The 23,637-nt window shown below is 63.4% G+C and carries 21 protein-coding genes; 8 read left to right on the forward strand and 13 right to left on the reverse strand.

Going from position 1 to position 23,637, the window contains the following annotated elements:
* Positions 1-159: 159 nt before the first annotated feature.
* From ACIGJE_RS20770 to ACIGJE_RS20780, 3 genes are all read right to left on the reverse strand, one after another.
* A complete protein-coding gene (locus tag ACIGJE_RS20770) occupies positions 160-1,203 on the reverse strand; it encodes an ABC transporter permease (RefSeq protein ID WP_394308094.1) in 1,044 nt (347 codons plus the stop codon).
* A gap of 81 nt (positions 1,204-1,284) precedes the next feature.
* Positions 1,285-2,811 (reverse strand): sugar ABC transporter ATP-binding protein, encoded by a 1,527-nt coding sequence (locus ACIGJE_RS20775; RefSeq protein WP_311941539.1) that lies wholly within the window; start codon positions 2,809-2,811, stop codon positions 1,285-1,287.
* Between the two features lie 225 nt (positions 2,812-3,036).
* Positions 3,037-4,074: a sugar ABC transporter substrate-binding protein gene (locus ACIGJE_RS20780; RefSeq protein WP_149251383.1), complete on the reverse strand. Its 1,038-nt coding sequence runs from the start codon at positions 4,072-4,074 to the stop codon at positions 3,037-3,039.
* A gap of 321 nt (positions 4,075-4,395) precedes the next feature.
* On the opposite strand from ACIGJE_RS20780, the gene ACIGJE_RS20785 reads away from it, so the two are divergent.
* Positions 4,396-5,655 (forward strand): FAD-dependent oxidoreductase, encoded by a 1,260-nt coding sequence (locus tag ACIGJE_RS20785; RefSeq protein WP_483678634.1) that lies wholly within the window; start codon positions 4,396-4,398, stop codon positions 5,653-5,655.
* A 27-nt stretch (positions 5,656-5,682) separates the two neighbouring features.
* On the opposite strand, the gene ACIGJE_RS20790 is transcribed toward ACIGJE_RS20785, so the two are convergent.
* The 6 genes from ACIGJE_RS20790 to ACIGJE_RS20815 all read right to left on the reverse strand — a co-directional run bounded on the left by ACIGJE_RS20790 (position 5,683) and on the right by ACIGJE_RS20815 (position 12,612).
* Entirely contained in the window at positions 5,683-6,990 is a 1,308-nt protein-coding gene (locus ACIGJE_RS20790; protein ID WP_311941549.1) for a class I SAM-dependent methyltransferase, read from the reverse strand.
* A 57-nt stretch (positions 6,991-7,047) separates the two neighbouring features.
* A complete protein-coding gene (locus ACIGJE_RS20795; RefSeq protein ID WP_068282234.1) occupies positions 7,048-7,317 on the reverse strand; it encodes an usg protein in 270 nt (89 codons plus the stop codon).
* Positions 7,318-7,577: 260 nt separating this feature from the next.
* The gene (locus tag ACIGJE_RS20800) at positions 7,578-8,873 is read right to left on the reverse strand and encodes an MFS transporter (RefSeq protein ID WP_415081560.1); all 1,296 of its coding nucleotides are present in this window, start codon (positions 8,871-8,873) and stop codon (positions 7,578-7,580) included.
* Between the two features lie 140 nt (positions 8,874-9,013).
* Complete coding sequence (gene ilvC / locus ACIGJE_RS20805; RefSeq protein ID WP_311941555.1) at positions 9,014-10,033, reverse strand: ketol-acid reductoisomerase; 1,020 nt, start codon at positions 10,031-10,033, stop codon at positions 9,014-9,016.
* A gap of 149 nt (positions 10,034-10,182) precedes the next feature.
* Positions 10,183-10,719, reverse strand: a complete 537-nt coding sequence (gene ilvN, locus ACIGJE_RS20810) for an acetolactate synthase small subunit (protein ID WP_202908416.1) — start codon at positions 10,717-10,719, stop codon at positions 10,183-10,185.
* A 129-nt stretch (positions 10,720-10,848) separates the two neighbouring features.
* Positions 10,849-12,612: an acetolactate synthase 3 large subunit gene (locus ACIGJE_RS20815; protein WP_311941560.1), complete on the reverse strand. Its 1,764-nt coding sequence runs from the start codon at positions 12,610-12,612 to the stop codon at positions 10,849-10,851.
* 326 nt (positions 12,613-12,938) lie between these two features.
* Between ACIGJE_RS20815 and ACIGJE_RS20820 the strand changes: the two genes are divergently transcribed.
* Positions 12,939-14,009, forward strand: a complete 1,071-nt coding sequence (locus ACIGJE_RS20820) for a YwqG family protein (RefSeq protein WP_311941563.1) — start codon at positions 12,939-12,941, stop codon at positions 14,007-14,009.
* Between the two features lie 124 nt (positions 14,010-14,133).
* Here the strand turns inward: ACIGJE_RS20820 and ACIGJE_RS20825 are convergent, their stop codons facing one another.
* The 4 genes from ACIGJE_RS20825 to serB form a co-directional block, all read right to left on the reverse strand.
* Positions 14,134-14,643 (reverse strand): dihydrofolate reductase, encoded by a 510-nt coding sequence (locus ACIGJE_RS20825; RefSeq protein WP_415081556.1) that lies wholly within the window; start codon positions 14,641-14,643, stop codon positions 14,134-14,136.
* Between the two features lie 10 nt (positions 14,644-14,653).
* Entirely contained in the window at positions 14,654-15,607 is a 954-nt protein-coding gene (locus tag ACIGJE_RS20830) for a thymidylate synthase (RefSeq protein ID WP_367623204.1), read from the reverse strand.
* 139 nt (positions 15,608-15,746) lie between these two features.
* Positions 15,747-16,292, reverse strand: coding sequence for a DUF4256 domain-containing protein (locus ACIGJE_RS20835; RefSeq protein WP_367623205.1), 546 nt, complete (start codon positions 16,290-16,292; stop codon positions 15,747-15,749).
* 54 nt (positions 16,293-16,346) lie between these two features.
* On the reverse strand, positions 16,347-17,237 hold the full coding sequence (serB, locus tag ACIGJE_RS20840) for a phosphoserine phosphatase SerB (RefSeq protein ID WP_415081554.1): 891 nt from the start codon (positions 17,235-17,237) through the stop codon (positions 16,347-16,349).
* Between the two features lie 17 nt (positions 17,238-17,254).
* On the opposite strand from serB, the gene miaA reads away from it, so the two are divergent.
* The 6 genes from miaA (at position 17,255) to ACIGJE_RS20870 (ending at position 23,633) form a co-directional block, all read left to right on the forward strand.
* On the forward strand, positions 17,255-18,187 hold the full coding sequence (gene miaA, locus ACIGJE_RS20845; protein WP_394308079.1) for a tRNA (adenosine(37)-N6)-dimethylallyltransferase MiaA: 933 nt from the start codon (positions 17,255-17,257) through the stop codon (positions 18,185-18,187).
* 271 nt (positions 18,188-18,458) lie between these two features.
* Entirely contained in the window at positions 18,459-19,589 is a 1,131-nt protein-coding gene (hflK, locus tag ACIGJE_RS20850) for an FtsH protease activity modulator HflK (protein ID WP_311941581.1), read from the forward strand.
* Positions 19,586-20,503 carry a protease modulator HflC gene (hflC, locus tag ACIGJE_RS20855; protein ID WP_311941583.1) on the forward strand — a complete coding sequence of 306 codons (918 nt, stop codon included), beginning with the start codon at positions 19,586-19,588 and terminating at the stop codon, positions 20,501-20,503. Before hflK ends, hflC begins: the two co-directional genes overlap by 4 nt.
* A gap of 280 nt (positions 20,504-20,783) precedes the next feature.
* The gene (locus ACIGJE_RS20860) at positions 20,784-20,987 is read left to right on the forward strand and encodes a DUF2065 domain-containing protein (RefSeq protein ID WP_105862061.1); all 204 of its coding nucleotides are present in this window, start codon (positions 20,784-20,786) and stop codon (positions 20,985-20,987) included.
* Between the two features lie 189 nt (positions 20,988-21,176).
* Complete coding sequence (locus ACIGJE_RS20865; protein WP_415081550.1) at positions 21,177-22,682, forward strand: Do family serine endopeptidase; 1,506 nt, start codon at positions 21,177-21,179, stop codon at positions 22,680-22,682.
* A 138-nt stretch (positions 22,683-22,820) separates the two neighbouring features.
* Positions 22,821-23,633 carry an aminoglycoside phosphotransferase family protein gene (locus ACIGJE_RS20870; protein WP_415081548.1) on the forward strand — a complete coding sequence of 271 codons (813 nt, stop codon included), beginning with the start codon at positions 22,821-22,823 and terminating at the stop codon, positions 23,631-23,633.
* The last annotated feature ends 4 nt before the right edge of the window (positions 23,634-23,637 follow it).

The raw sequence follows: 23,637 nt of genomic DNA on the forward strand, positions 1-23,637 counted from the left end.
AGTCTCTGAAGCGCCCCCACCGTTACCTATATCCTATTTCTCTCGATCTTGAACCCCGAATATCCGAATTGCCCACAGATCTACCCTAGAGACAATATAATAGGACATGGCCCGCAAATAGCGGGCCATGATGGAATTACTGCGCTATTCGGAAATCCTCTATCCTGCCGTGGCGCTCTCATCGCGCAGGCGCTGTGCGTACACATTGATGATCAGTGCGATCAACAGAATGACGCCGCGGATCAGGATCTTGAGGAAGCTGTCGATCTCGACATGATCGAGGCCATTGTTGAGCACACCGAGCACGCACAGACCGACGATGGTGTTGCCGATGCCGCCGCGTCCGCCGAACAGGCTGGTACCTCCGACCACGACGGCCGCGATGGCATCGAGCAGATAGCCGGTGAACTCGTTCTGCTGTGCGCTGCCGAAATGGGCGACGCCCACCATGCCCGCCACACCCGAGCATAGAGCCGCGATTACCATCACGCTGGCCAGGATCATCTTGACGTTGATGCCCGAGAATTCCGCTGCCTCGCGGTTGCCGCCCACCATGTAGATGTAGCGGCCAAAGCGCGTATAGGTCAGCACGATATGGCCAACGCCGAGGAAGACCGCCAGCACGATGACGATCCAGGGCAGACCGCCGACGCTGCCCGAGCCCAGTGTCGAGACCAGGTCCGGCACCGCATAGGCGATCTGGCCCCGCAGCAGCAGCGCACAGATACCGTCGGCGATCTGCATCATCGCCAGCGTCATGATGAAGGAGGGAATGCCGATCCGCGTCAAGCCGAAGGCGTTCACCAGCCCCAGCGCCGCGCAGGCCACCAAGGCCAGCACGATCGCCACACCGCCGGGCATGATGAAATTGGCGTTGGCGATGTTCACATAGGATTCCTGCGCCGTGAAGAACGCCACCGCCACGCCTGTGACGTTGGCGACCGAGGCGACCGACAGATCGATCTCCCCGCACAGGATCACGAAAGTCAGCCCGACGGCGATGATGCCCGTCACCGAGATCTGCACCAGGATATTGGCCAGATTGTCGAGCGAGAGGAAGGAAGGGCTCGCCACTGCAAAGAAAATCACCAACGCCAGCAAGGTGGCGAAAGGCGCGATGTTGCGCATCTGGTTGCGCAAGATCGCGCCAAGGCCTTGGCGTGCAAACTGCGCCTGGCTGCCATCCTGAACCGGTGTGCTCATTCCTCAAAACTCCTAACCGATCTGGAGTGCCAGCCTCCGGCCGACAAGCCAAAGAAATGTCAGCCGGAGGCTGACACTCCGTCAGGCCGCTTCCAGCAATTTGTCCTTCGAGATCGTCTCGGCTGCGAACTCGCGCACGATCCGTCCCTTCTTCATCACCACGACCCGATCGGCCAGCGAGAGCACGGTCTCAGGCTCCGCCGAAACCACGATCACCGCGAGCCCCTTGTCGCGCAGGTCGCGCACGATCTTCACCACATCGTCCTTGGCGCCGACATCCATGCCGCGGGTCGGCTCCGACAGAATCAGGACCTTGGGCATGTGGGTCAGCCATTTGGCGAGGGCAACCTTCTGCTGGTTGCCGCCCGAGAGCGAGCCAAGCAGGGCGTTCACCATGGGCGGGCGGATATGCAGGGCCTCGATATGTCCCTGCGCGGTCTTGCGCTCCACGCCCGGCTTCAGCCAGAGCCGCGAGATCTTCTCGAGAATGCTGATCGAGATGTTGCGATAGAGCGGCTGATGATGGAACAGCATCGAGCGTCGGCTCTCCGGCACGAAGGCGATACCCGCCTCGCGCGCCTGCGCCGTATTGCGCAGGGTCCTGGCCTTGCCCTCCAGCTCGATATGCCCCTGGGCCGGCTTGAGCTTGCCGAACAGCGCGCGGGCGAATTCGAGCTGGCCGCAGCCCATGAAGCCGTAGACACCGAGCACTTCGCCCGCACGAACGTCGAGCGTCACGTCGGCAAAGGCCCGCCCATAGCTGAGGCCCTGCGTCGCCAGCACGGGCGCGCCTTCCGGTCTTGCCGGCAAGGCGATCGACCCCGAATAGCTTTCCTCCAGCCCCTCATGGCCTCGGCCGATCATGTGTTCGATCAGCCAGTTCTTGTCGATGCCCTCGGTCGAATGGGAGATGACGTGGCGGCCGTTGCGGAAGATCGTCACCGCATCGGAAATGCTCAGGATGTCGTCGAGGAAATGCGAGATGAAGACAATGCTGCGGCCGTCGGCCCGCACCTTGCGCAGCACCTCGAACAGCCGCTGCACCTCCGGCGGCGAAAGCGCCGATGTCGGCTCGTCGAGGATGATGATGCGCGCGCCTGAGAACAGCACGCGGGCGAGTTCGATCAATTGCTGCAGGCCGATCGGCAACGCCCCGATGCGCATGCGCGGATCGACGTCGATGCCGAGATTGCGCAACTGCTCGCGCGCGCCCTTCACCATGGCCGGCCAGTCGACCAGGCCGAAAGCATTGAGCGGTTGCTTGCCGAGATAGACATTCTCGGCGACGGTAAGATCGGGAACGATCGAGAGTTCCTGATGGACCATGGAGATGCCGGCGGCAAGGGAGTCATGGGCGGAGCGGAAATGCACCTGCCTGCCATCGATCTCCAGGCTGCCCTGATATTCGGTGTGCACCCCGGCGATGATCTTCATCATCGTCGACTTGCCCGCCCCGTTCTCGCCGACCAGGCCGTGGATCTCACCGGCCCGCAGCGTGAAATCCACGCCCTTGAGGGCCGCCACGCCACCAAAGGACTTGGAGATGTCGGTCATCTTCAGGCGCGGAGGCGCATCGGCCGTCGATTGCTTGTCGTCTGGCGCCATCATGCCTCTCGGAAAGCCGTGGTGTGCTTGGTTTCGGACTGGAATCGAAAAGTCGCGGCCAATTCGGGAGAAACGCCACTTTTGTCATGCCCGGGCTCGTCCCGGGCATCCAGATACCGCAACCCGATGGGTCCGTGGCCCTGGATCACCGGGACGAGCCCGGTGATGACAAAAAGTGGAGGTTCCCACCATTCTTCCGGCTTGTTCGTTCAAACCGGCACGCCGACCTCAGATCAGATAGTGCTTTTCCATCCAGAGCATGCCGGCCGCATTGTCCTTGGTGACAACGGGACCGTCGGTGACGACATTCTTGGGAATGCCGCCTTCGCCGGTCTTCTCGCCACCGACCACGGCCGCGACACCGGCGACGATCGCCCCGCCATGGATGCGGCAGGACGGGTTGCGCACGGTGGCGAACATGCGTCCGTCCGCAACGGCCGAAATGGCTGGCGGCATGGCATCGACGCCGCCGATCTTGATGTCGGTACGGTTGCGCGCCTTCATGATGTTGTAGGCGGCGAGCGCCATGTCGTCATTGTGGAAGAAGGCCGCATCGATCTGCGGATATTTGGTCAGGTAGGTCTCCCATAGGCGGGCTGCCTTGGTGACGTCCCAGTCGGCGGGCTGCGTATCCAACACCTCGATGTTGGGGAACTGCTTCACCACGCTTTCGAAGCCCCTGGCGCGGCCCTGGGCACCGGTGTGGCCGAGGGCGCCCTGGGTCATGATGATCTTGCCCTTGCCGCCAATGGCGTTGCACAGGGCCTGCGTGACCGACGCGCCCATGAACTCGTTGTTCGGGGCGAGGAAGCTGTGCACGTTGATCTTGTCGAGCGGTGCGATCAGCGTGTCCATGTCGATCACGGGAATGCCGGCATCGATCATCTTCTGCACCGGCTGGGTTAGCGTGCCGATGCCGAAGGCCTGGATGGCGACGAAGTCCCATTTCTGGGAGGCCATGTTGTCGATGGCGGCGCGCTGCTTGACCGCATCGAGCTGGCCGTCAAACCAGGTGACCTCGACATTGAAGAGTTTGCCCCAATATTCGGCGGCTTCCTTGCCCTGGGCGCACCAGGTCGCCTGCAGGCCCGCGTTGGAGAAGGCCGCCTTGAGCGGCTTTTCGGAGCGGCCGGCCACCTTCGCGGCCTCGGCGGCAAAGGCCGGATCGAGGCCGAATCCCCCGAATAGGGCCGCGGCAGCGCCGGCGGAGAACGAAGCAGAACGAATAAAATCGCGCCGCGTATGCGGCGTCCTGTCCTTAGGCATCCATTTCCTCCCTCGAGCAAAGCGTGTTCAGAACGCTTGTTTGCTCTCACCCTTTGTTTCGACGCGTCCTTGCGATTCCCGGCGATTCCACCAAATCGCAAAGCGCTCCGGCATATTGCTTTCGGCGCACAGCACCGATGCGGCTCTTTGCGAGCCTGGCGCAGGCGGTTGAATCCGCTGCGCTGACACCATCTTATGTTTGTTCCGACAATTGACAACCGCTATTCTTTTGACCGGATAGTTTCTTCAAGCTGGCGAGCGCTGTGGACCGGTACCGCAGCCCGGTGGCAAGACCCATTCGGCCACAGTACGGTCATGGGCATGGTCAAGCTTTCCATTGCCATCGTCGGCGCGGGCGTCGCCGGTCTGGCGTCAGCCTCCTGTCTCGCCGATGCAGGCCACCGCGTGGTGGTGTTCGAGCGCTTCGAGCAGGCCAAACCGGTGGGCGCCGGGCTTTTGCTGCAGCCGACGGGCTTGGCCGTGCTCGATCGCCTCGGCCTGCGCGAGGGTGCCTCCGCCCTGGGCAGCCGAATCGAGCGCCTGTACGGACGCTGCGGCCCGACGGGGCCCCTGATCTTCGATCGGCGTTATGACGAGCTGCTCCCCGGGCTCCACGGGATCGGCATTCACAGGGCCAGCCTGTTCCATTTGCTGATGGCGGCGGCCGAAGCGCGCGACATTGCCCTGGAGCAATCAGCCGACATCACCGGCATCGAGAGCATCGAGAACCGGCCCGTGCTCGAGGACTCGGCCGGACGGCGACACGGCCCCTTCGATCTGGTGGTCGATGCCGGCGGCGCCCGCTCAAGCCTGCGCGACAGGCTCGGCGCACCGCAGCGGCGGCCTTATCGGCATGGCGCGGTCTGGGGCGTGGCCGGGGATACCGGCTTCGGCCGCGACGCCCTGCAGCAGCGTTACCGAACGGCGCGCTTCATGATCGGCGTGCTGCCGGTGGGACGCCTGCCCCATGATCCCACCCCGCTCAATGCCTTCTTCTGGAGCATGCCGGTCGAGGATCTCGATCGCTGGAGCGAGACCGATCTCGCCGCTTGGCGGGCCGAGGTCACCGCGATCTGGCCGGAAACAGCGACGCTGACGCGGCAATTCACCCGGCACGAGCAGCTGACGCCGGCGCGCTATGCCCAATTGACCGTTGCCGATCCGGTTAAAGGGCGCCTCGTCCTGATCGGCGATGCCTGGCACCAGACCAGCCCGCAGCTCGGCCAGGGCGCCAACATGGCGCTGCTGGATGCGGCCGCCTTGGCGGACGCTCTCAGCCTGCACCGGGATATCGATGACGCCCTGCCCGCTTTCGTGGCGCAGCGCCGTGGCCACATCCGCTTCTACCAGATGGCCAGCACCGTGCTGACCCAGTTCTTCCAGTCGCATTCGCGGCTGACAGGACCGGTGCGGAACCTCGCCTTCGGCCCGATGGGCCGGCTACCCTGGCTGCGCTCCGAAATGGTCAAGACCCTCGCCGGTCTCAAGACGGGCCCGTTCTCCTGGAGCCGGCCCGAAGATCTTGCCGGCCGTGCGACCGCAGAGCGGTTCCCCATCGCCGTCAATCGACAAGAGGCCTGATCGCCCCGGGCGACCTGTCCCGGAGATCTATCTGTAGAGATCCTCGCGCGTCGGCGGCAGGCCGGAAGGTCCCTTGGCCTTGCGCGAGGCAAGCGTCTGGAAGATGCCGACGGCAGATCGTTCGAAGGCCAGCGAGCAGCCGGCGAGGTAGAGCAGCCAGATCCGGGTCTTGGCCTCGCCCACCTCGGCCGCAGCCTGGTCGCGCCTTGCATAGAGATTTTCGGCCCAGGCCTTGGTGGTGCGGGCATAGTGCTCGCGCCAGGCCTCGACGTCATGCACCTCGAAGCCGTTGCCCTCCAGCCCGTTGGACGACATGCCGACGGTATCGAGCTCGCCCCCGGGGAAGATGTAGCGGGTCAGCGCCGCAAATTCGGGCCGCTTCTTGCGGAACTTCTTCATGTCGCGCTTGGCCGGCCGGGCAATGGCATGGTGCAGATAGAGCCCGCGCGGCCGCAGCAGGCTGTGAATCTTCCTGAAATAGGCTTCGTGATTGTCGAGCCCGACATGTTCGAACATGCCGATGGAGGCGACCTTGTCGTAGCTGCCGGTCAGGTCGCGATAATCCTTGAGCTCGACAGTGACCCGGTCCTGCAGGCCGAGGCGGGCGATGCGCTCCTGGGCGAAATCGAACTGCTCCTGGGCCAGGGTCACGCCGTGCGCCGTGACGCCATAGTGCTGGGCGGCATGGCAGATCAGTCCAGCCCAACCCGAGCCGATGTCGAGGAAGCGGTCGCCCGGCTGCAGCCGCAGCTTGCGGCAGATCATGTCGAACTTCGCCGTCTGCGCTTCGTCGAGCGTGGTTTCGGGCCTCGGCCAATAGGCGCAGGTATAGGCCATGGTCGGGCCCAGGAAGAGGCCGTAGAACTCGTTCGACAGGTCGTAGTGGAACTGGACGAGCGGCTTGTCGTCCCGGCCCTTCTCGACCTTGTCCTCGATCTTGCCGGCGAAATCATGTTTTTCACCGGCACCCTGCTTGGGCAGGGAACGGGTGACGAAGGGCCACAGGCCACGGGCGAGCTGCAGCTTGCTCAGGCGCTTGAACAGGCCCTTGGTGTTCATGCTTCCGCGCCGTTCGGCGACATCCAGAAGCGTGCCGCCCTCGATGGTGAGGCTGCCATCCGCCAAGAGCTGGATGAGCTGGTCGAACAGCGCGTGCGGCCGCCGCACCAGCCGGGTGATCGCATCGGCGTCCGCGATCTTGAGGCGCAGATCCGTGCGGGCCTTCGGGCCGAGCGGCACGACCTCGCCGTTCCACAATTCGACAGCAAGGTCGGCCTGCAGCTGATCGGCCAGATGCGAGATCAGCCGTTTGGCGGCATTGAGATATTTGTCCACGGTGCCTCCGCACGATTGGGAGGCCTTATACCGTGATTTGCCGGCCTTGCCAGCGTCTCAGTGGATACGGAACTCCTGCCCGATCGCGCGCAGCTCCGCCGGCTTGATCAGCCCGCTATGGCAGACCGTGACCGAATGGAGCGCCCCTTCCAGCTTGTCGCGCCAAAACCCCAGGAATTTGTGCAACTCCGGAAAGGCTGGAGCCAGATCGTATTCCTGCCAGACATAGGCCTGCAGCAAGGCCGGATGGTCCGGCAGACGATAGAGAATATTGGCCGTGGTGAGGCCGTACCCTTCCAACTGACGCCGAAACGCAACAGACACCATTTCCGTCACCTCCATGGTGATTGGAGACAGCATGATTGCACCGCAACCTTAAGAAAATGGCAACATGAATTTGGAATTAATCCATAAGAATCAATATCTTATCACTCAATGAACGGGAGTGCTGCTAAAGCATTAAAGCCGGGACAAGGCAGCTCGCCTAAGCGCCTTCGAGTTTGCACGACCTTTGTCCTCGCCGGGCTTGACCCGGCAAGGACAAATCGGAGCCCTTCCTGCGGCTACGGGCAAGAGATCTTTTCGCCTCAGTCGATCGCCTGCCCCGTGCGATCGCGCATGGTGGCCAGGGTCAGGACGCTGACGAGCGCCGCCGCCGCCACATAGAAGGAGGGCGCGATAGTGAGCCCGGTCCTCTCGATCAGCAGCGTCACGATCAAGGCGGCGAAGCCGCCGAACAGCGCCACGGCGAAATTATAGGCAAGCGACAGGCCGGTCGAGCGCAAGGCGGCCGGGAATTGTTCGGCCAGCAGCGCCGGTGCGGGGCCGGTGAAGGCGGCGAGCAGGAGGCCGAGCACGACCTGCACGGCGATGAGAACCGGCAGCGTCGGATTGGCGTTGAGCCAGGCAAACAACGGTATCACCAGAATGCCGATGGCGATGGCCGCCATGAGCAGGAGGGTCTTGCGGCCGATGCGGTCCGACAGCCGGCCGGCGATAGGGCAACCCAGCATCAGCACGATGCCGCCGAGCGTGGTGGAGATGAAAGCGTCCTTGGCCGGGATCTTCAGGAACTTCTCGACATAGAGCGGCATGTAGAACAGCAGCACATAGGTGCAGACAGTCCACAGGATGGTGACGCCGAAACCGGAGGCGACGCCGCGGCCATGGGCACTCAGCGTCTCGAACAAGGGGCTCGCGCTCTTGCGCGTGGTCTCGGCCGAGAAGACCGGCGTCTCGTCGAGGCGGGCCCGGATATAGAGCCCCACCGGCCCGATCAGCAGGCCGAACCAGAACGGCACGCGCCAGCCCCAGCTCTCCACCGCTTCCTGCGGCAGGAACTGGGTGATGGCGACGCCGCACAACCCGCCCAGCACCACCGCGAGCGCCTGGCTGGTCTGCTGCCAGCTCGCCGCCAGGCCTCGCTCGGCAGGCCTGGCATATTCGACCAGATAGGAAGTGGCGCTGCCGACTTCGCCGCCGGCCGAAAAACCCTGGATCAGGCGGGCCAGCATCAGCACCACCGCTCCGAACACGCCGGCCTGCGCATAGGTCGGCGCAAAGCCGAGCAAGGCCGTGCCGAGCGCCATGGTCAGGATGGTGATGGTGAGGGCGGCCTTGCGGCCATGACGATCGGCATAGACACCGAGGACGATGGCGCCGACCGGTCGCATGCAGAAACCGACGCCATAGACCGTGACGGTCAGAAGGATGGCGGTCAGCGGATCTTCCTTGGGAAAGAACTGCCGCGAGATCAGGGCTGCAAAGAAACCGTAGACGGTGAAGTCGAACCATTCCAGGCCGTTGCCGATGGTCGCCGCAACAATGGCGTGCAGTCGCTTGCGATCAGAAACGAGAATCCCGGCCGATGATTCGATCGTCATACCCAATATCTCCGTTTAAGCGGTTTGGTATGACATTTGACAGTGTGATGACGACACTGTCCAGACCGTCTCCCGATTCAAATGAACCGGGAGACAGGATTGCTACACTTCAGTATTCGGAAAACAATACTTTCGAAAGCTTAGTTGCGGGCCTTGTCGACCAGCTTGCCCTTGCTGATCCAGGGCATCATGCCGCGCAGCTTCTCGCCGACCACTTCGATCTGGTGAGCGTCGTTCAGGCGGCGGATACCCTTGAAGCGCGAGGCGCCGGAGCGATATTCCTGCATCCAGTCGGAGGTGAACTTGCCGGTCTGGATGTCCTTGAGGACGCGCTTCATCTCGGCCTTGGTCTCGTCGGTGATGATGCGCGGACCGGTGACATATTCGCCCCACTCGGCCGTGTTGGAGATCGAGTAGTTCATGTTGGCGATGCCGCCCTCATAGATGAGGTCGACGATCAGCTTCACTTCGTGCAGGCACTCGAAATAAGCCATTTCGGGCGCGTAGCCGGCTTCTACCAGCGTCTCGAAGCCGGCACGGATCAGCTCGACCAGGCCGCCGCAGAGCACGGCCTGCTCGCCGAACAGGTCGGTTTCGCATTCTTCCTTGAAGTTGGTCTCGATCACACCCGAACGGCCGCCGCCCACGCCGCAGGCATAGGAGAGCGCGATGTCATGGGCGTTGCCAGAGGCATCGTGATGGATGGCGATCAGGCAGGGCACGCCGCCGCCCTTCTCATATTCGCCGCGCACGGTGTGGCCCGGGCCCTTGGGCGCGATCATGATGACGTCGACGGTCTTCTTCGGCTCGATCAGGCCGAAATGCACGTTGAGGCCGTGGGCGAAGGCGATCGCGGCGCCGTCCTTGATATGGGGAGCAATTTCGTCGCGATAGATGTCGGCCTGCAGTTCGTCGGGGGTGGCCATCATCAGGAGGTCGCCCCACTTGGCAGCGTCCGGCACGGTCATGACCTTGAGGCCGTCGGCTTCCACCTTCTTGGCGGTGGTCGAGCCCGGGCGCAACGCGATCGCGATCTCCTTGACGCCCGAATCCTTGAGGTTCATCGCATGGGCACGGCCCTGCGAGCCGTAGCCGACGATCACCACCTTCTTGGTCTTGATCAGGTTCAGATCGGCGTCGCGATCATAGTAAACGCGCATGGTCCCTTGTCCTTCAGACAGTTCATGATGGGGAAATGATGCGGGCGAATAGCCCGACATCGGGTTTGAAGCAATGTTTGTGATGAGAAAAAGCGCGATGGGCTTCATTTCTTGCGCCCATCGCCCTGTTGGCGCATGGAAAGAAGGGCCTAGAGCGGCTCCGGGCCGCGGGCGATCGCGGCAATGCCGGTACGCGAGACCTCGACGAGGCCGATCGGGCGCATCAGCTCGATGAACTGGTCGAGCTTCTCGCCCTTGCCGGTCAATTCGAACACGAAGCTCTCGACGGTGGCATCGATCACCCGGGCCCGGAAGGCGTCGGCGATGCGCAGGGCCTCGCTACGCGCCTCGCCCTTGCCGCGCACCTTGATCAGCATGAGCTCCCGTTCAAGGGCCTTGCCGGTCAAGGTGAGGTCGACGACCTTATGGACGGGAACGAGGCGGTCGAGCTGCGCCTTGATCTGCTCGATCACGCTGGCGGTGCCGGTGGTGACCACGGTGATGCGCGAGACGTGCTCGGCATGCTGGGTCTCCGACACCGTCAGGCTTTCGATGTTGTAGCCACGGCCCGAGAACAGGCCGACGACGCGGGCTAGGACACCCGGCTCGTTGTCGACCTCCACCACGAGGGTGTGGGTCACGATCGTCTCGGCCGTCGAGGCCATGAAATAGGCGGATCCGGTCATTGGGGGTTCCAGATGGATGTGGGGCGGTGGAGCGCTCCTGGGACCGCCGGCATCTTGCCGGCTCTTTCTTTTTCTTCGAACCCGATGGTTCCAAGAGCCGGCAAGATGCCGGCGGTCCGAGGAAAATCATCACACCAGTTGCTTGCCCTTGGCGTCGATCACGCTGCCGATGTCGATGGCCGCGTCGCCCAGGATCATCTCGTTATGTGCCTTGCCCGACGGAATCATCGGGAAGCAGTTCTCCGACTTGTCGACATGGCAGTCGAAGATGACCGGATGCGGCGTGTCGATCATTTCCTTGATCGCAGCGTCGAGATCGCCCGGCTTGGTGCAGCGGATGCCGACCCCGCCATAGGCTTCCGCCAGCTTGACGAAATCGGGCAAGGCCGCCGAATAGCTTTCCGAATAGCGTCCGCCATGCAGGAGTTCCTGCCACTGGCGCACCATGCCCATATATTCGTTGTTGAGGATGAAGATCTTCACCGGCAGGCGATACTGCACCGCCGTCGACATCTCCTGCAGCATCATCTGGATCGAGGCCTCGCCGGCTATGTCGATCACCAGTGCATCCGGATGGGCGAGCTGCACGCCGATCGCGGCCGGGAAGCCGTAGCCCATGGTGCCGAGGCCCCCCGAGGTCATCCAGCGGTTGGGATCCTGGAAATGGAAATGCTGGGCCGCCCACATCTGATGTTGGCCGACCTCGGTGGTGATGTAGACGTCGCGATCCTTGGTGAGCTGGTAGAGGCGCTCGATGGCATATTGCGGCTTGATCGTCTCGTCCGAACCGCGATAGGCCAGCGACTTGCGGCCGCGCCAGGCGGCGATCTCATCCCACCAGCTTGCCAAGGCCGCCTTGTCGACCGTCGGCTTCAATTCGCGCCAGGCCGCCAGCATCTGCTCCAGCACATGGGCGCTGTCGCCGACAATGCCGATATCGACCTTGACGTTCTTGTTGATCGAGGAGGGATCGATATCCACGTGGATCTTGCGGCTGTGCGGTGAGAACGCATCGATGCGCCCGGTGATACGGTCATCGAAGCGGGCACCGATATTGATCAACACGTCGCAATCATGCATGGCCAGATTGGCTTCGTAGGTGCCGTGCATCCCCAGCATGCCGAGCCATTGCGGATCCGCCGCCGGGAAGGCGCCCAGGCCCATCAGGGTCGAGGTCACCGGGTAGCCGGTGAGCTTGGCGAATTCGCGCAGCAGCGCCGTGGCCCGCGGGCCGGCATTGACCACGCCGCCGCCGGTATAGAACACCGGCTTCTTGGCGCCGGCGATCAAGGCCACCGCTGCCTTGATCTTGTCCTGGTCGCCTTCCAGGCGCGGGCGATAGGTCTTGTGGATGTTGTCGGTCGGCTTGAAATACTCGCCCACCTTGAACTGCACGTCCTTGGGGATGTCGATCAGCACCGGGCCGGGACGGCCGCTTGCGGCGATCAGGAAAGCCTCGTGCAGGATGCGCGGCAGGTCCTCGATGCGCTTCACCAGGTAATTATGCTTGGTGCAATGGCGCGTGATGCCGATGGTGTCGGCCTCCTGGAAGGCATCCGAGCCGATCAGATGGGTCGGCACCTGGCCGGTGATGCACACCAGCGGGATCGAATCCATCAGGGCGTCGGTCAGGCCGGTCACGGCATTGGTGGCGCCGGGGCCGGAGGTCACCAGCACGCAGCCCACCTTGCCGGTGGAACGCGCATAACCCTCGGCGGCATGGACGGCGGCCTGCTCGTGCCGGACGAGAATGTGACGAAGCTGTTCCTGCTGGAAGATTGCGTCATAAATCGGCAGGACCGCACCGCCGGGATAGCCGAACAAGGTGTCCACACCCTGGTCGATCATGGCTTGCACCACCATTTCCGCGCCGGTCATTTGCTTCGTCGACATCGCCTTTTTCCTTGGCTTTTTCGAGCTTCGAATATCGTTCGCTTGTGTTTCGGGCAATAAAAAAGGCCCTCGAGGGGCCCATGTGCGTCATCGTAGGAGATTCGGGCTAACCCCGCTCCACCGACAACGCCAAACCTACGATAAGGATGTTGCGCAAGATCGCGCTCCCAATTTTCGAAAGTTACGGGGTTGTAAGGGTTGGCATTCGGGCGGTCAAGCGCTGATTTGCAGAAATTGGCAATTGTTGCGCAACATCTGGCAAAGCTAGTCTTTCATTGCCGTCCTCCGCCTCGCCCGCAGCGGCAAGCCCCGATCAAGAGAGAAACATGATGTTCGACAGCCCCGAGGATGCAAGGCTGGCCTTGCAGGCCTATTTCGACACGCCGCGCATTGAGATGCTGGTCGAGGCGCTGGTGCCGACCCTGGTCTTTGAGGTGGCGCCCGGCAAACGGATCGTGGTCGGCGACACCAAATTCGGTGGCCGGCCGGACCTGCCCGCAGGCTCGGCCTGGCCTCGTCCGCCGGCACCCGCTGATCCGGAGGCGATCGCCAGCCAAGGCAATGCGGAAGCTGGCGCAGAAATGCGGCGGCATCTGGCGCAAGGCCTGCCCTACACCTTCATCGCCCAGATCGATCTCGCGGAGGCCGCCAGCCTCGGCAATGCCGCCTCTCCCCTTCCCCCGGACGGGCGCCTGCTGTTCTTCTACGATCTTGCCGTCGGACCATGGGAGACCGGCAAGCGGCCGGCCAAGGTGATCTGGGATCGGGCACCGCGGAACAAGCTCGCCACGCTGGCCATGCCCGAAGACCTGGCGCGGGCGGCTGAGAAGGCGCGCCGCGACGCCGCTGAAAACCGGGCCAAGTACAAACTGCCTGAACCATCGCAGGCGGAAGGCAGCAACTATGAAGCCCCCGAACGCGGCATGACCCTGCGTGCCAGTCTGAGCCTGCCCGATCCCAGTGCCATCGAGATGGAGGCATCGGCCAAACTCAATGCCGCCTATTCGGCGGCCGAAGGAACGCAAAGCGGCAAGAACGGACAGAGCTTCGAGGAGGCCTATGGCGAGGCGCTCACCGCCGGCGGCAAGCTCAAGCCGGCAGGACGCTGGCACCGGCAGCAACTCCTGGGCAGCCCGCAGCCGGAACAGGACGATCCCCGCTACGATGCCGTCATTGTCTCGCAATTCGGCAAGCAGCATTTGTCGTCGGACGAATGGAAGAAGGAACGCTCCGCCGTCATGGCGGCAGCCCATGATTGGGTACTGCTGTTCCAGCTCGACCTCGCCGATTGGAGCGCCGGCGCCTGGGGCGAAGGCACCGTCTACTTCCTGATGCGCCGAAAAGATCTCGAACAGCGCCGTTTCGATGAGGTGGTCGCCGTCTACCAGCAGACCTAGGATTCACCCGTCCATGAACGAAACGAGCTAGCTCGACCTTTGTCATCGCCGGGCATGACAGGGGTAGAGCGTCAGTTATTTCCGGCCATAGACCCCAACTCAAGTTGGCGGTGACGTCGCAGACTCAGATGCGCTCCCACGCCACCACCTCGAAACCGGCATCGTCGCCCTCGCCGCGCGGGTGGGGCGTGCGCGATACCTCGCGCCATTCTCCGGCCGGCAGTGCGGGGAAGACGGCGTCACCCTGCGCCTCCAGGTCGAGTTCGGTGAGCAGCAGGCGGCTGGCCCGTGGCAGGGCCTGGGCGTAGATGGCGGCTCCGCCCGCGATGACGACTTCGTCGGCCTTCATCTCGGTCGCGACCTGCTGTCCGCGCCTGAGAGCCGCCTCCAGACTATCAACCACGTCCACTCCCTCGGGCTGAAACGAGGGGTCGCGCGTCACCACGATGGTACGCCGCCCCGGCAAGGGGCGTCCGATCGACTGATAGGTGTTGCGACCCATGATCAGGGGCTTGCCCATGGTGGCGGCCCGGAACTGCTTGAGATCCGAGCGCATATGCCACGGCAGCCCGTTGTCGACGCCGATGACACGGTTGCGGGCCATCGCGGCGACCATGATGACGGGAACGCTCATGGCTTGCCGTTCACACCGCGATCGGCGCGGAGATCGCCGGATGGGCTTCGTAGCCTTCCACGATGAAATCCTCGAATCTGTAGTCGAGGATCGAGGCAGGCTTGCGGGCAAAGCGCAGCGTGGGCCAGGGCTTGGGCGTGCGGCTCAACTGCTCACGCACGAGATCGCCATGGTTCTGGTAGACATGCACGTCGCCGCCGAACCAGACGAACTCGCCGGGCTCGAGGTCGCATTGCTGGGCCAGCATGCGGATCAGCAGCGAAGCGGTGACGAGGTTATAGGGCACACCGAGGCCGACATCGCAGGAACGCTGGTGCAACAGACCGGAGAGCTTCCCGTCGGCGACGAAATATTGATAGGTGGTGTGGCAGGGTGGCAGCGCCATCCCGTCGAGCTCGGCCACGTTCCAGCCGGTGAAGATCAGCCGTCGCGAGGTCGGATTGTGCTTGATGTCGTGCACCAGCCGCGCGATCTGGTCGATCCCTTTCGGGTCCCGGCGATAGAGCCCCTCCTCGCCTTCGACATCGGTCGGCACGAAGAGCGGCCAATGGCGCCACTGCGCACCATAGACCGGGCCAAGGTCGCCCCAGCGCTCGGCGAAGGCCTCGTCGGCCACGATCCGCGCCTCGAAATCCTCCTGGCTGATCGCCTCGCCGGTTGCATTGCGATATTTGGCGAGCGGCCAATCGGTCCAGATCGTCACCTTGTTCTGCAGCAGCGGCCGGATATTGGTGCCGCCGTCGAGGAACCACAGCAACTCGCGCACGATCGTCTTCCAGGACACCCGCTTGGTGGTGAGCAGGGGAAGCGTGCCGTCGGACAGGTCGATACGCAGGCTCTGCCCGAACAGAGCGCGCGTGCCGACGCCGGTGCGGTCGACCCGCGGCGTGCCCTCGCGCCAGACGCGGTCGAGGAGGTCGAGGTAACCCTGTTCGGGATGCGGCTTATGGGTGCGGTCGAGCATGGCCTGATCTTAGCCGCGGCATGCGATTCCGCGACTCCCAAAAAAGATTGTGCACCAGTCTTTGAAAGACTAGCGCGGATTTCCTGCCAAACCATGACCGAGCTGTCGCTCCGGCCACGATATCCGGCCACTCGCAGGGTTAAACCTTCAAGCGCCCTCGAAATCCCCTTACGGCATAATAGGAGGATGCGCCGTTGTGGTAGGTGAAGACATGGTCGTAGCGGCGATCGCAAAACAGCGCTCCGCCTCTCTTCCTGATTTCGGTCGGCGTCTTCACCCAGCTCGAGGTTTTCAAGTCGAACTCCCCAAGCTCCTGCAAGGCGCGATATTGTTCTTCCGTGAGGAGATCGACGCCGATGGCGGCGGCCAGGTCGACTGCACTGCCCTCCGGCTTGTGCTCCTTACGCTCGTCGAGCGCCTGGCGGTCATAGCAGAGGCTCCTGCGGCCCTTGGGTGTTTCCGCCGCACAATCGCAGAAGACATAGTCACCGGTTGCCGGATCCTCGCCGATCACATCCGGTTCGCCACCCGTCCGCTCCATTTCGCCGAGGGAGCGCAATTTCTCGGGATTGGCCTCCAGGCGCGCCTGCACCTTGGCCCATTCGAAGCCCTTGTGGCGCTTCATATTGGCATCGAAGCGAGCCTTCAGCACATCCAACAAGTACTGGCTACCGTTCTTGCTCATCTGGCGCTCCCGCTTCCCGTCGATAGGTGTGGTCTCGTCCTTGGTGCCCGATATCTAGTGTGCGAAATCCTCGCCGTGATATCCCTGCGCATAAAGCAGCGCCGTCAGGTCGCCATGTTCCACCCGCATGCGGGCTGCCGCGGCGACCGCGGGCTTGGCGCGATAGGCCACGCCGAGGCCGGCTTCGCCCAGCATGGCGAGATCGTTGGCGCCATCGCCCACTGCCATCGTATCGGAGGCTGCCAGGCCCCTCGCCTGCCTCAGGCGCTCGAGATTGGCGCGCTTGGCCTCCTTGCCGAGAATCGGCTCGGCGACCTCGCCAGTGAGGTAACCATCCCTGACCACCAGGAGATTGGAGTGATGCTCATCGAAGCCGACCATCGCGCCGATCTTGGCGGTAAACAAGGTGAAGCCGCCCGAGACGAGCGCCGTATGAGCCCCGTTCGCCCGCATGGTGCGCACCAGTTCCGGCCCGCCCGAGGTCAGTGTCAGGCGGTCGCGGATGACCTCGTCGGCGATGCTCTCGGGCAATCCCTTCAGCAGGGCCACGCGTTCGCGCAGAGCCGGTTCGAAGGCGATCTCGCCGCGCATGGCACGCTCGGTGATCTCGGCCACCATCGCCTTGGCACCGACGAAATCGGCCAACTCGTCGATGCATTCCTGGCCGATCATGGTGGAGTCCATGTCGGCGAGGAAAAGATGCTTGCGCCGCCCCTCGGCTTCCTGCACCACCAGATCGACGGTAGTCCCCGCGAGAGCCTCGCGCAGACGAGCCTCGATCTCGACGATCGGCGCATCGGCTGTACAGGCGATGTCGACGGCCACGCCGGGAGCCAGAACGCTGGGCTTCCCCGGTGCAGCCAGCGCCTCGACCGCGCGCGACAAAGCGGCCGCGTCGACGGCGGGACGGTCCGGATGGGAGATCAGCGTGGCGACAAGGGACATGAGGACAGGTATCCGGAGTGACAGCCATTCAATATGACGCCGTGCTTCTCGCAGGTCCGACGGCGAGCGGCAAGTCGGCTTTGGCCCTGGCTCTCGCCGAGCGCTTCACCGGCACCATCATCAACGCCGATTCCATGCAGGTCTACCGCGATCTTGCCGTGCTCAGTGCTCGCCCGGATGCCAGCGAGACGGCGCGCGCACCTCATTTGCTCTATGGCCACGTCGATGGCGCCGTCAATTATTCGGTGGGACGCTGGCGCGCGGACGCGGCAGCCGCGCTCGATGACGTCCGCCGGCAGCAACGCCTGCCCATCGTGATCGGCGGTACCGGCCTCTATTTCAAGGCGCTGGAGCGGGGGCTGGCCGAAATGCCCGCCGTTCCCGACAGCGTGCGCGACACTGTACGCGCCAAGGCCGAGGGCCTGGAGACGCAGGCTTTGCATGGCTGGCTGAGCCAGAAGGATCCTGCCATGGCGAATCGCCTGCGACCCAGTGATCGCCAGCGCCTGATCCGCGCTCTCGAAATCTTCGAAGCAACCGGCCGCTCCCTGTCGGAATGGCAGAGCGAACCCCATTCGCCCCCCCTGCTCGATGCCGGCAAATGCCTGCGCCTCTTTCTCAGCCCGCAGCGCGCCGAGCTCTATGCCAGGATCGATCACCGCTTCGACCTGATGGTCGGGCAAGGCGCGATCGAGGAGGTTCGCGCGCTCTCCCGGCGCGGCCTCGATCCGGCCCTGCCCGTGATGCGGGCCCATGGCGTGCCCGGGCTCTGCCGCTACCTCGCCGGGGAAATCGGGCTCGGGGAGGCCATAGCCGGTGCCAAGGCTGACACCCGCCATTATGCGAAACGCCAATTCACCTGGTTCCGCCACCAGATGCCGGGCTGGCGCTTCGTCGAGCCTGCTCAAGCACTTGCGGTTGCTTCGGATGCGCTGATGAACGAAATTTAACACGTGCCCGTCGCGATGTTCGCCAATTGCGGCCCGACGCCGGGTTTACATAGGAATTTCAAGGGGCTGCATAGGAGTTTCCGCAGCTTTGCCATGTGGAGACAGCTTCGTTCGAACGCCGTTTCGTCGATTTAGAGGCTTGTTTTCAAACATGGTTTCGGATTGATCGGGGGGGTTGCATTCCTATATGCAGCTTCTCTCCAGCTTATTCCGTTCTTTGGAATGGGCTTTCGTCCTGCTTTGGGCAGACGAACAATCAAAGGACCAAGACATGCCTTGGAGTAACCAGAGCGGCGGTGGTGGCCCCTGGGGTAGCGGCGGCGGCAACAGCGGGGGCGGGCGTCCGGGGGGCGGTGGCCCCTGGGGTGGTGGTCCATCCGGCGGTTCGCAGCCTCCGGATCTCGAAGACTGGCTTCGCCGCAGCAAGGACGGCCTCAAAAATCTCCAGGGCGGCGGCGGTTTCACGCCGCGCAACATCGCCATCGGCGCGGTGGCGCTGATCGGCCTGTGGCTCCTCACCGGCTTCTATCGCGTGCAGCCCAATGAGGTCGGCCTCAATCTCGTCTTTGGCAAATATGTTTCGCTGAGCCCGCCGGGCCTGCGCTACAATGTGCCCTATCCGATCGGCACGGTCGAAAAGCCCACCGTGACCAATGTCGAGACCATCAATGTCGGCACGCGTGGCGACAGCGACAGCGCCAATGAAATGCTGACCGGCGACGAGAACCTCGTCAATATCGGCTTCACGGTGCAGTGGCAGATCAACCCGGCCGCGCCGCAGGATTACGCCTTCAACCTGGCCAATCCCCGTGGCACGATCCGGGCCGTCGCAGAGAGCGCCATGCGCGAAGCCATCGGCCAGCGCAACATCACGCCGATCCTGACCGGCGATCGCCAGGCGATCGAGCAGCAGGTGCAAGGCGAGATGCAGCGAGCCCTCGACAGCTACCGGGCTGGCGTGCTGGTTCGCCTGGTGCAGTTGCAGAATGTCGATCCGCCGCCCCAGGTGATCGATGCCTTCCGTGACGTCCAGGCCGCGCGCGCCGACCAGGAAAACACCATCAACCAGGCGCAGGTCTATGCCAACAAAGTGATCCCGGAAGCAGGCGGTGAAGCCGCTCGTATCACCCAGGCGGCCGAGGCCTATCGTGCGCGTACCGTTGCCGAAGCCACCGGTGAGGCGTCGCGCTTCAACGAAGTCTACAGCGCCTATCAGAAGGCTCCTGTGGTCACCCGCGAACGCATGTATCTGGAAGCCATGACCTCCATCCTCACCGATACGAACAAGGTGATCCTGGACTCGAAGACGCAAGGCCAGGGTGTGGTGCCCTATCTGCCGCTCGACCGTCTGCTCAAGCGACCGGCCGGCACGGCACAACCCCAGCAGGGAGCGGCACAATGAGATCCCCGCTCGGAACCATCGCCCTGATCGCGACCGGTGCCATCCTGGTCCTGGTCTATCTGTCGGCCTATACGGTGACGCCGCGCGACTACGCCCTGCCCCTGCGCTTCGGCGAACCGCAGCCGGCCAAGACCCAACCCGGTCTGTACTGGAAATGGCCGTTCATCGAGAATGTCGAGTACATCAACAAGCAGGTGCTGGACCTCGACAGCCTGCCGCAGGAAGTCATCGCCAGTGACCAGAAGCGCCTGAAGGTCGACGCCTTCGCCCGCTATCGCGTCTCCGATCCGCTGCGCTTCTTCCAGACCTCGCGGTCGGAGAAGGGTGCGGAACTGCAGCTTTCCTCGATCCTGTCCTCGGCGGTTCGCCGCGTTCTCGGCCAATCGACCTTCGCCGCCGTCGTACGTGACCAGCGTACCGCGCTGATGGAGAAGATTCGCGCCGAGGTGAATCGTGAAGCCGGCGGCCTCGGCATCGAGGTGGTCGACGTGCGTATCCGCGGCGCCGACCTGCCGCAGGCCAACTCCGAGGCCGTCTACAAGCGGATGCAGTCGCAGCGCCAGACCGAGGCTCAGCAGATTCGCTCGCAGGGCACGCAGCAGGCTCAGATCATCCGCTCGGATGCCGACCGTCAGGTCGCCAAGATCCTCGGTGAGGCACGCGGTAAGGCGGCGGAGACGACCGGCCAGGCCGACTCGGCCCGCATCAAGATCCTGGCGGATGCCTACAACAAGGATCCGGAATTCTTCCAGTTCTACCTATCGATGCGGAACTACGTCGATGCGATGAAGCCCGACAACACGCAGGTCTTCATCAGCCCGGACTGGGATTATTTCCGTTATCTGCGTTCGCCGGCCGCCCCTACGGGAGCACCGGCCCCGGCAGCCTCTCCCCCGGCTCCTCCGGCGCAATAGGCTTGACGCCGGCCCTATATAAAGCTCCATTGCGCCGACCGCTTCATTGCGGCCGGCGTTTTTCTTAGGACCGCCGTGAACATTCTGACGGCTGCCCTTGCCAAAAGCGTCTTGCGATTTGACGGGTTCACCAAGAATCGCAAAAACGCTCTGGCCAATCGGTTGGATTGGCTGAAAACAAGGAGCTGGAGCGAACAAGCGTTCAGACATGAACGCATTTTGCTCCAGGATCGCAAACCGTCGGAAGGTTCGGGTGCGGTTCACATAATGTGTGGGGCGGATGGATAGTTTCTCTTTCGGTGATTTCATCACTGCGCTCGGACTGGCCTTTGCGATCGAAGGGTTGTTCTTCCTGGCCTTTCCCGATCCGGTACGGCGCATGATGGTCTCGGTCGCCAACTCCCCCAATGCGCAGCTCCGCCTCGCCGGATTCATTTCCGCCATCATCGGTATCATCATAATCTGGGCCGTAAGGGGCATGTGACGTCGTCGGCTCGGTAGCCGGACACCTCGGGGCCCGATGCACCGTCCCATCCTGTTGCGGGTGAAACTGACAAGCCCCAACTTTGCGTGAACTTGCGAGTACGTCACGCTCGCGCCGCATTCCGCACTTGAAATTCAATCCGACCGCGCCCCACATCAACACCGATGCGGGTGACCATCCGAGGACTTGATGCCGATTCAACTCAACACCCTGATGCGCCGCAGCGGCGCCGTTGCCATCGCCGCCCTCCTTGCCGCGAGCCCGGTCACGCTGGTAGCGCCGCCGGCCATGGCTGCGGCAGGTCCGCCTTCCGTCGCCGATCTCTCGGCCGAGCTGATCGATGCCGTCGTCAACATCTCGACGTCGCAGACGGTTGCCGCCGGCAGCAATGACGATGACGACGAGGATGCGCCCAAGCAGCCCATGCCCAAGCTGCCGCCCGGATCGCCTTTCGAAGAATTCTTCAACCAGTTCTTCAACAACAAGGACGGCAAGGGCCTGCAGCGACCGCGAAAAACCGAGGCGCTCGGCTCGGGCTTCGTCATCGACCCCAGCGGCATCATCGTCACCAACAACCACGTCATCGACGATGCCGACGACATCGAGGTCAATTTCAACGATGGTTCCAAGCTCAAGGCCAAGCTGCTCGGTCGCGACAAGAAAGTCGACGTCGCCGTGCTGAAGGTCGATCCGCCCAAGCCGCTGAAGGCCGTGAAGTTCGCTGATAGCGACAAGGTCCGCGTGGGCGATTGGGCGATGGCGATCGGCAACCCGTTCGGCCTGTCGAGCACGGTGACGCTGGGCATCATCTCGGCCCGCAACCGCGACATCAATTCGGGACCCTACGACAACTACCTGCAAACGGACGCTGCCATCAACAAGGGCAATTCCGGCGGGCCGCTGTTCGACATGGACGGCGGCGTCATCGGCATCAACACCGCCATCATCTCGCCGACGGGCGGCTCGATCGGCCTCGGCTTCTCCATGCCGTCGGCGACCGTGCAGCCGGTGATCGAGCAGCTCCGGCTCTATGGCGAGACGCGGCGCGGCTGGCTGGGCGTGCGGATCCAGGGCGTCAGCGACGACATCGCCGAGAGTCTCGGCATGCAGAAGGCCCAGGGCGCGCTGATCGCCGGCGTCGACGACAAGGGACCTGCCAAGCCGGCAGGCCTCGAACCGGGCGACGTGATCCTGAAATTCGACGGCCACGACATCAAGGAAATGCGGGACCTGCCCCGTCTCGTCGCCGACACGCCGGTGGACAAGAAGGTCGAGGTGGTGATCCTGCGCAAGGGCCAGACCCTGACCAAGACCGTGACCGTCGCCCGGCTCGATGAGAGCGACGGGGCGATCAAGGCATCCACCCGCGGCACCGAAACGCCCGAAAAGCCGAAGATCACCAAGGCGCTCGGCCTGGAAATGTCCGGCATCACCAAGGAGCTGCGCGACAAGTACAAGCTTGCCAACGACGCCAAGGGCGTGGTGGTCACCAAGGTGGACAATGGCTCCTCGGCCGAGGACAAGCAGGTCAAGGTCGGCGACGTCATCCTGCAGGTTGGCCAGCAGGCGGTCTCCAATCCCGAGGATGTGAGCAAGCGCATCGAGGAGTTGAAGAAGTCCGGCACCAAGCAGGCCCTGCTGCTGCTGTCGAACACCCAGGGTGAGCTGCGCTTCGTAGCGCTGGCGCTGAACTGAGCCGCTCGCGGACTTCTTGAGCGTTCAAGAGAGCAAAAAAACCCCCTTTCCGGCTCCGGCAAAGGGGGTTTTGCGAATCCGCATCGGGCGACCGTCATGGCCGGGCAGGAAAAGCGGGAGCATACCCTGTGAGACGGCATGGCGACGGCCACTGATTTCGCCCCCTATGTCCGACGATGGGCGCTGGTTCCCGACGGTGATCCGATCGTGACCCATTCGAGCCGCCTTCTGCCGGTTCTGCACGCTGGCGCGCCGGCCATGCTGAAGGTCGCCACTGAGGCGGAAGAACGCTGGGGTGCCGGCCTGATGATTTGGTGGGGCGGGCGTGGCGCTGCCCGTGTCCTTGCGCATGACGACCGGGCCATCCTGCTCGAGCGCGCCACCGGCCGCCATTCGCTGGTCCACATGGCCAAAAACGGAGCGGATGACGAGGCCAGCCGCATCATCTGCAAAGTCGTCGGTGCGTTGCATGAGGCGCGCGCGATGCCTCCGCTTGACTTGATCCCGCTCGAACAGCGGTTTCAGGCACTGGAGGCTGCACTCGAAGGGGAGATTTTTGCGCGATCTGCCGTCGCTGCCAGAGCGCTTCTCGCCAATCCGCGCGATGTCGTCACCCTTCATGGCGACATTCATCACGCCAACATTCTCGATTTCGGCGAGCGAGGCTGGCTTGCCATCGCCCCCAAACGCCTGAAGGGCGAGCGGGGTTTCGACTACGCCAATCTCTTCTGCAATCCGGACCATACGGTCGCCACCGCGCGGGGACGCCTTGCGCGGCAGGTCGAAGTGGTCGCTCGGGCTGCGCAGCTGGAGCGCGGCCGCCTGCTTCACTGGATCCTGGCTTGGGCAGGGCTTTCAGCGACCTGGCTGATCGAGGATGGCGAGGACGAGCATGTGGCGCGAACCCTCGAGGTCGCGAACATCGCTGTCGCGGAGATCGATAAGAGCTGACGTA

The sequence above is a fragment of the Labrys sp. E2SS-1L genome, assembly GCF_057073705.1.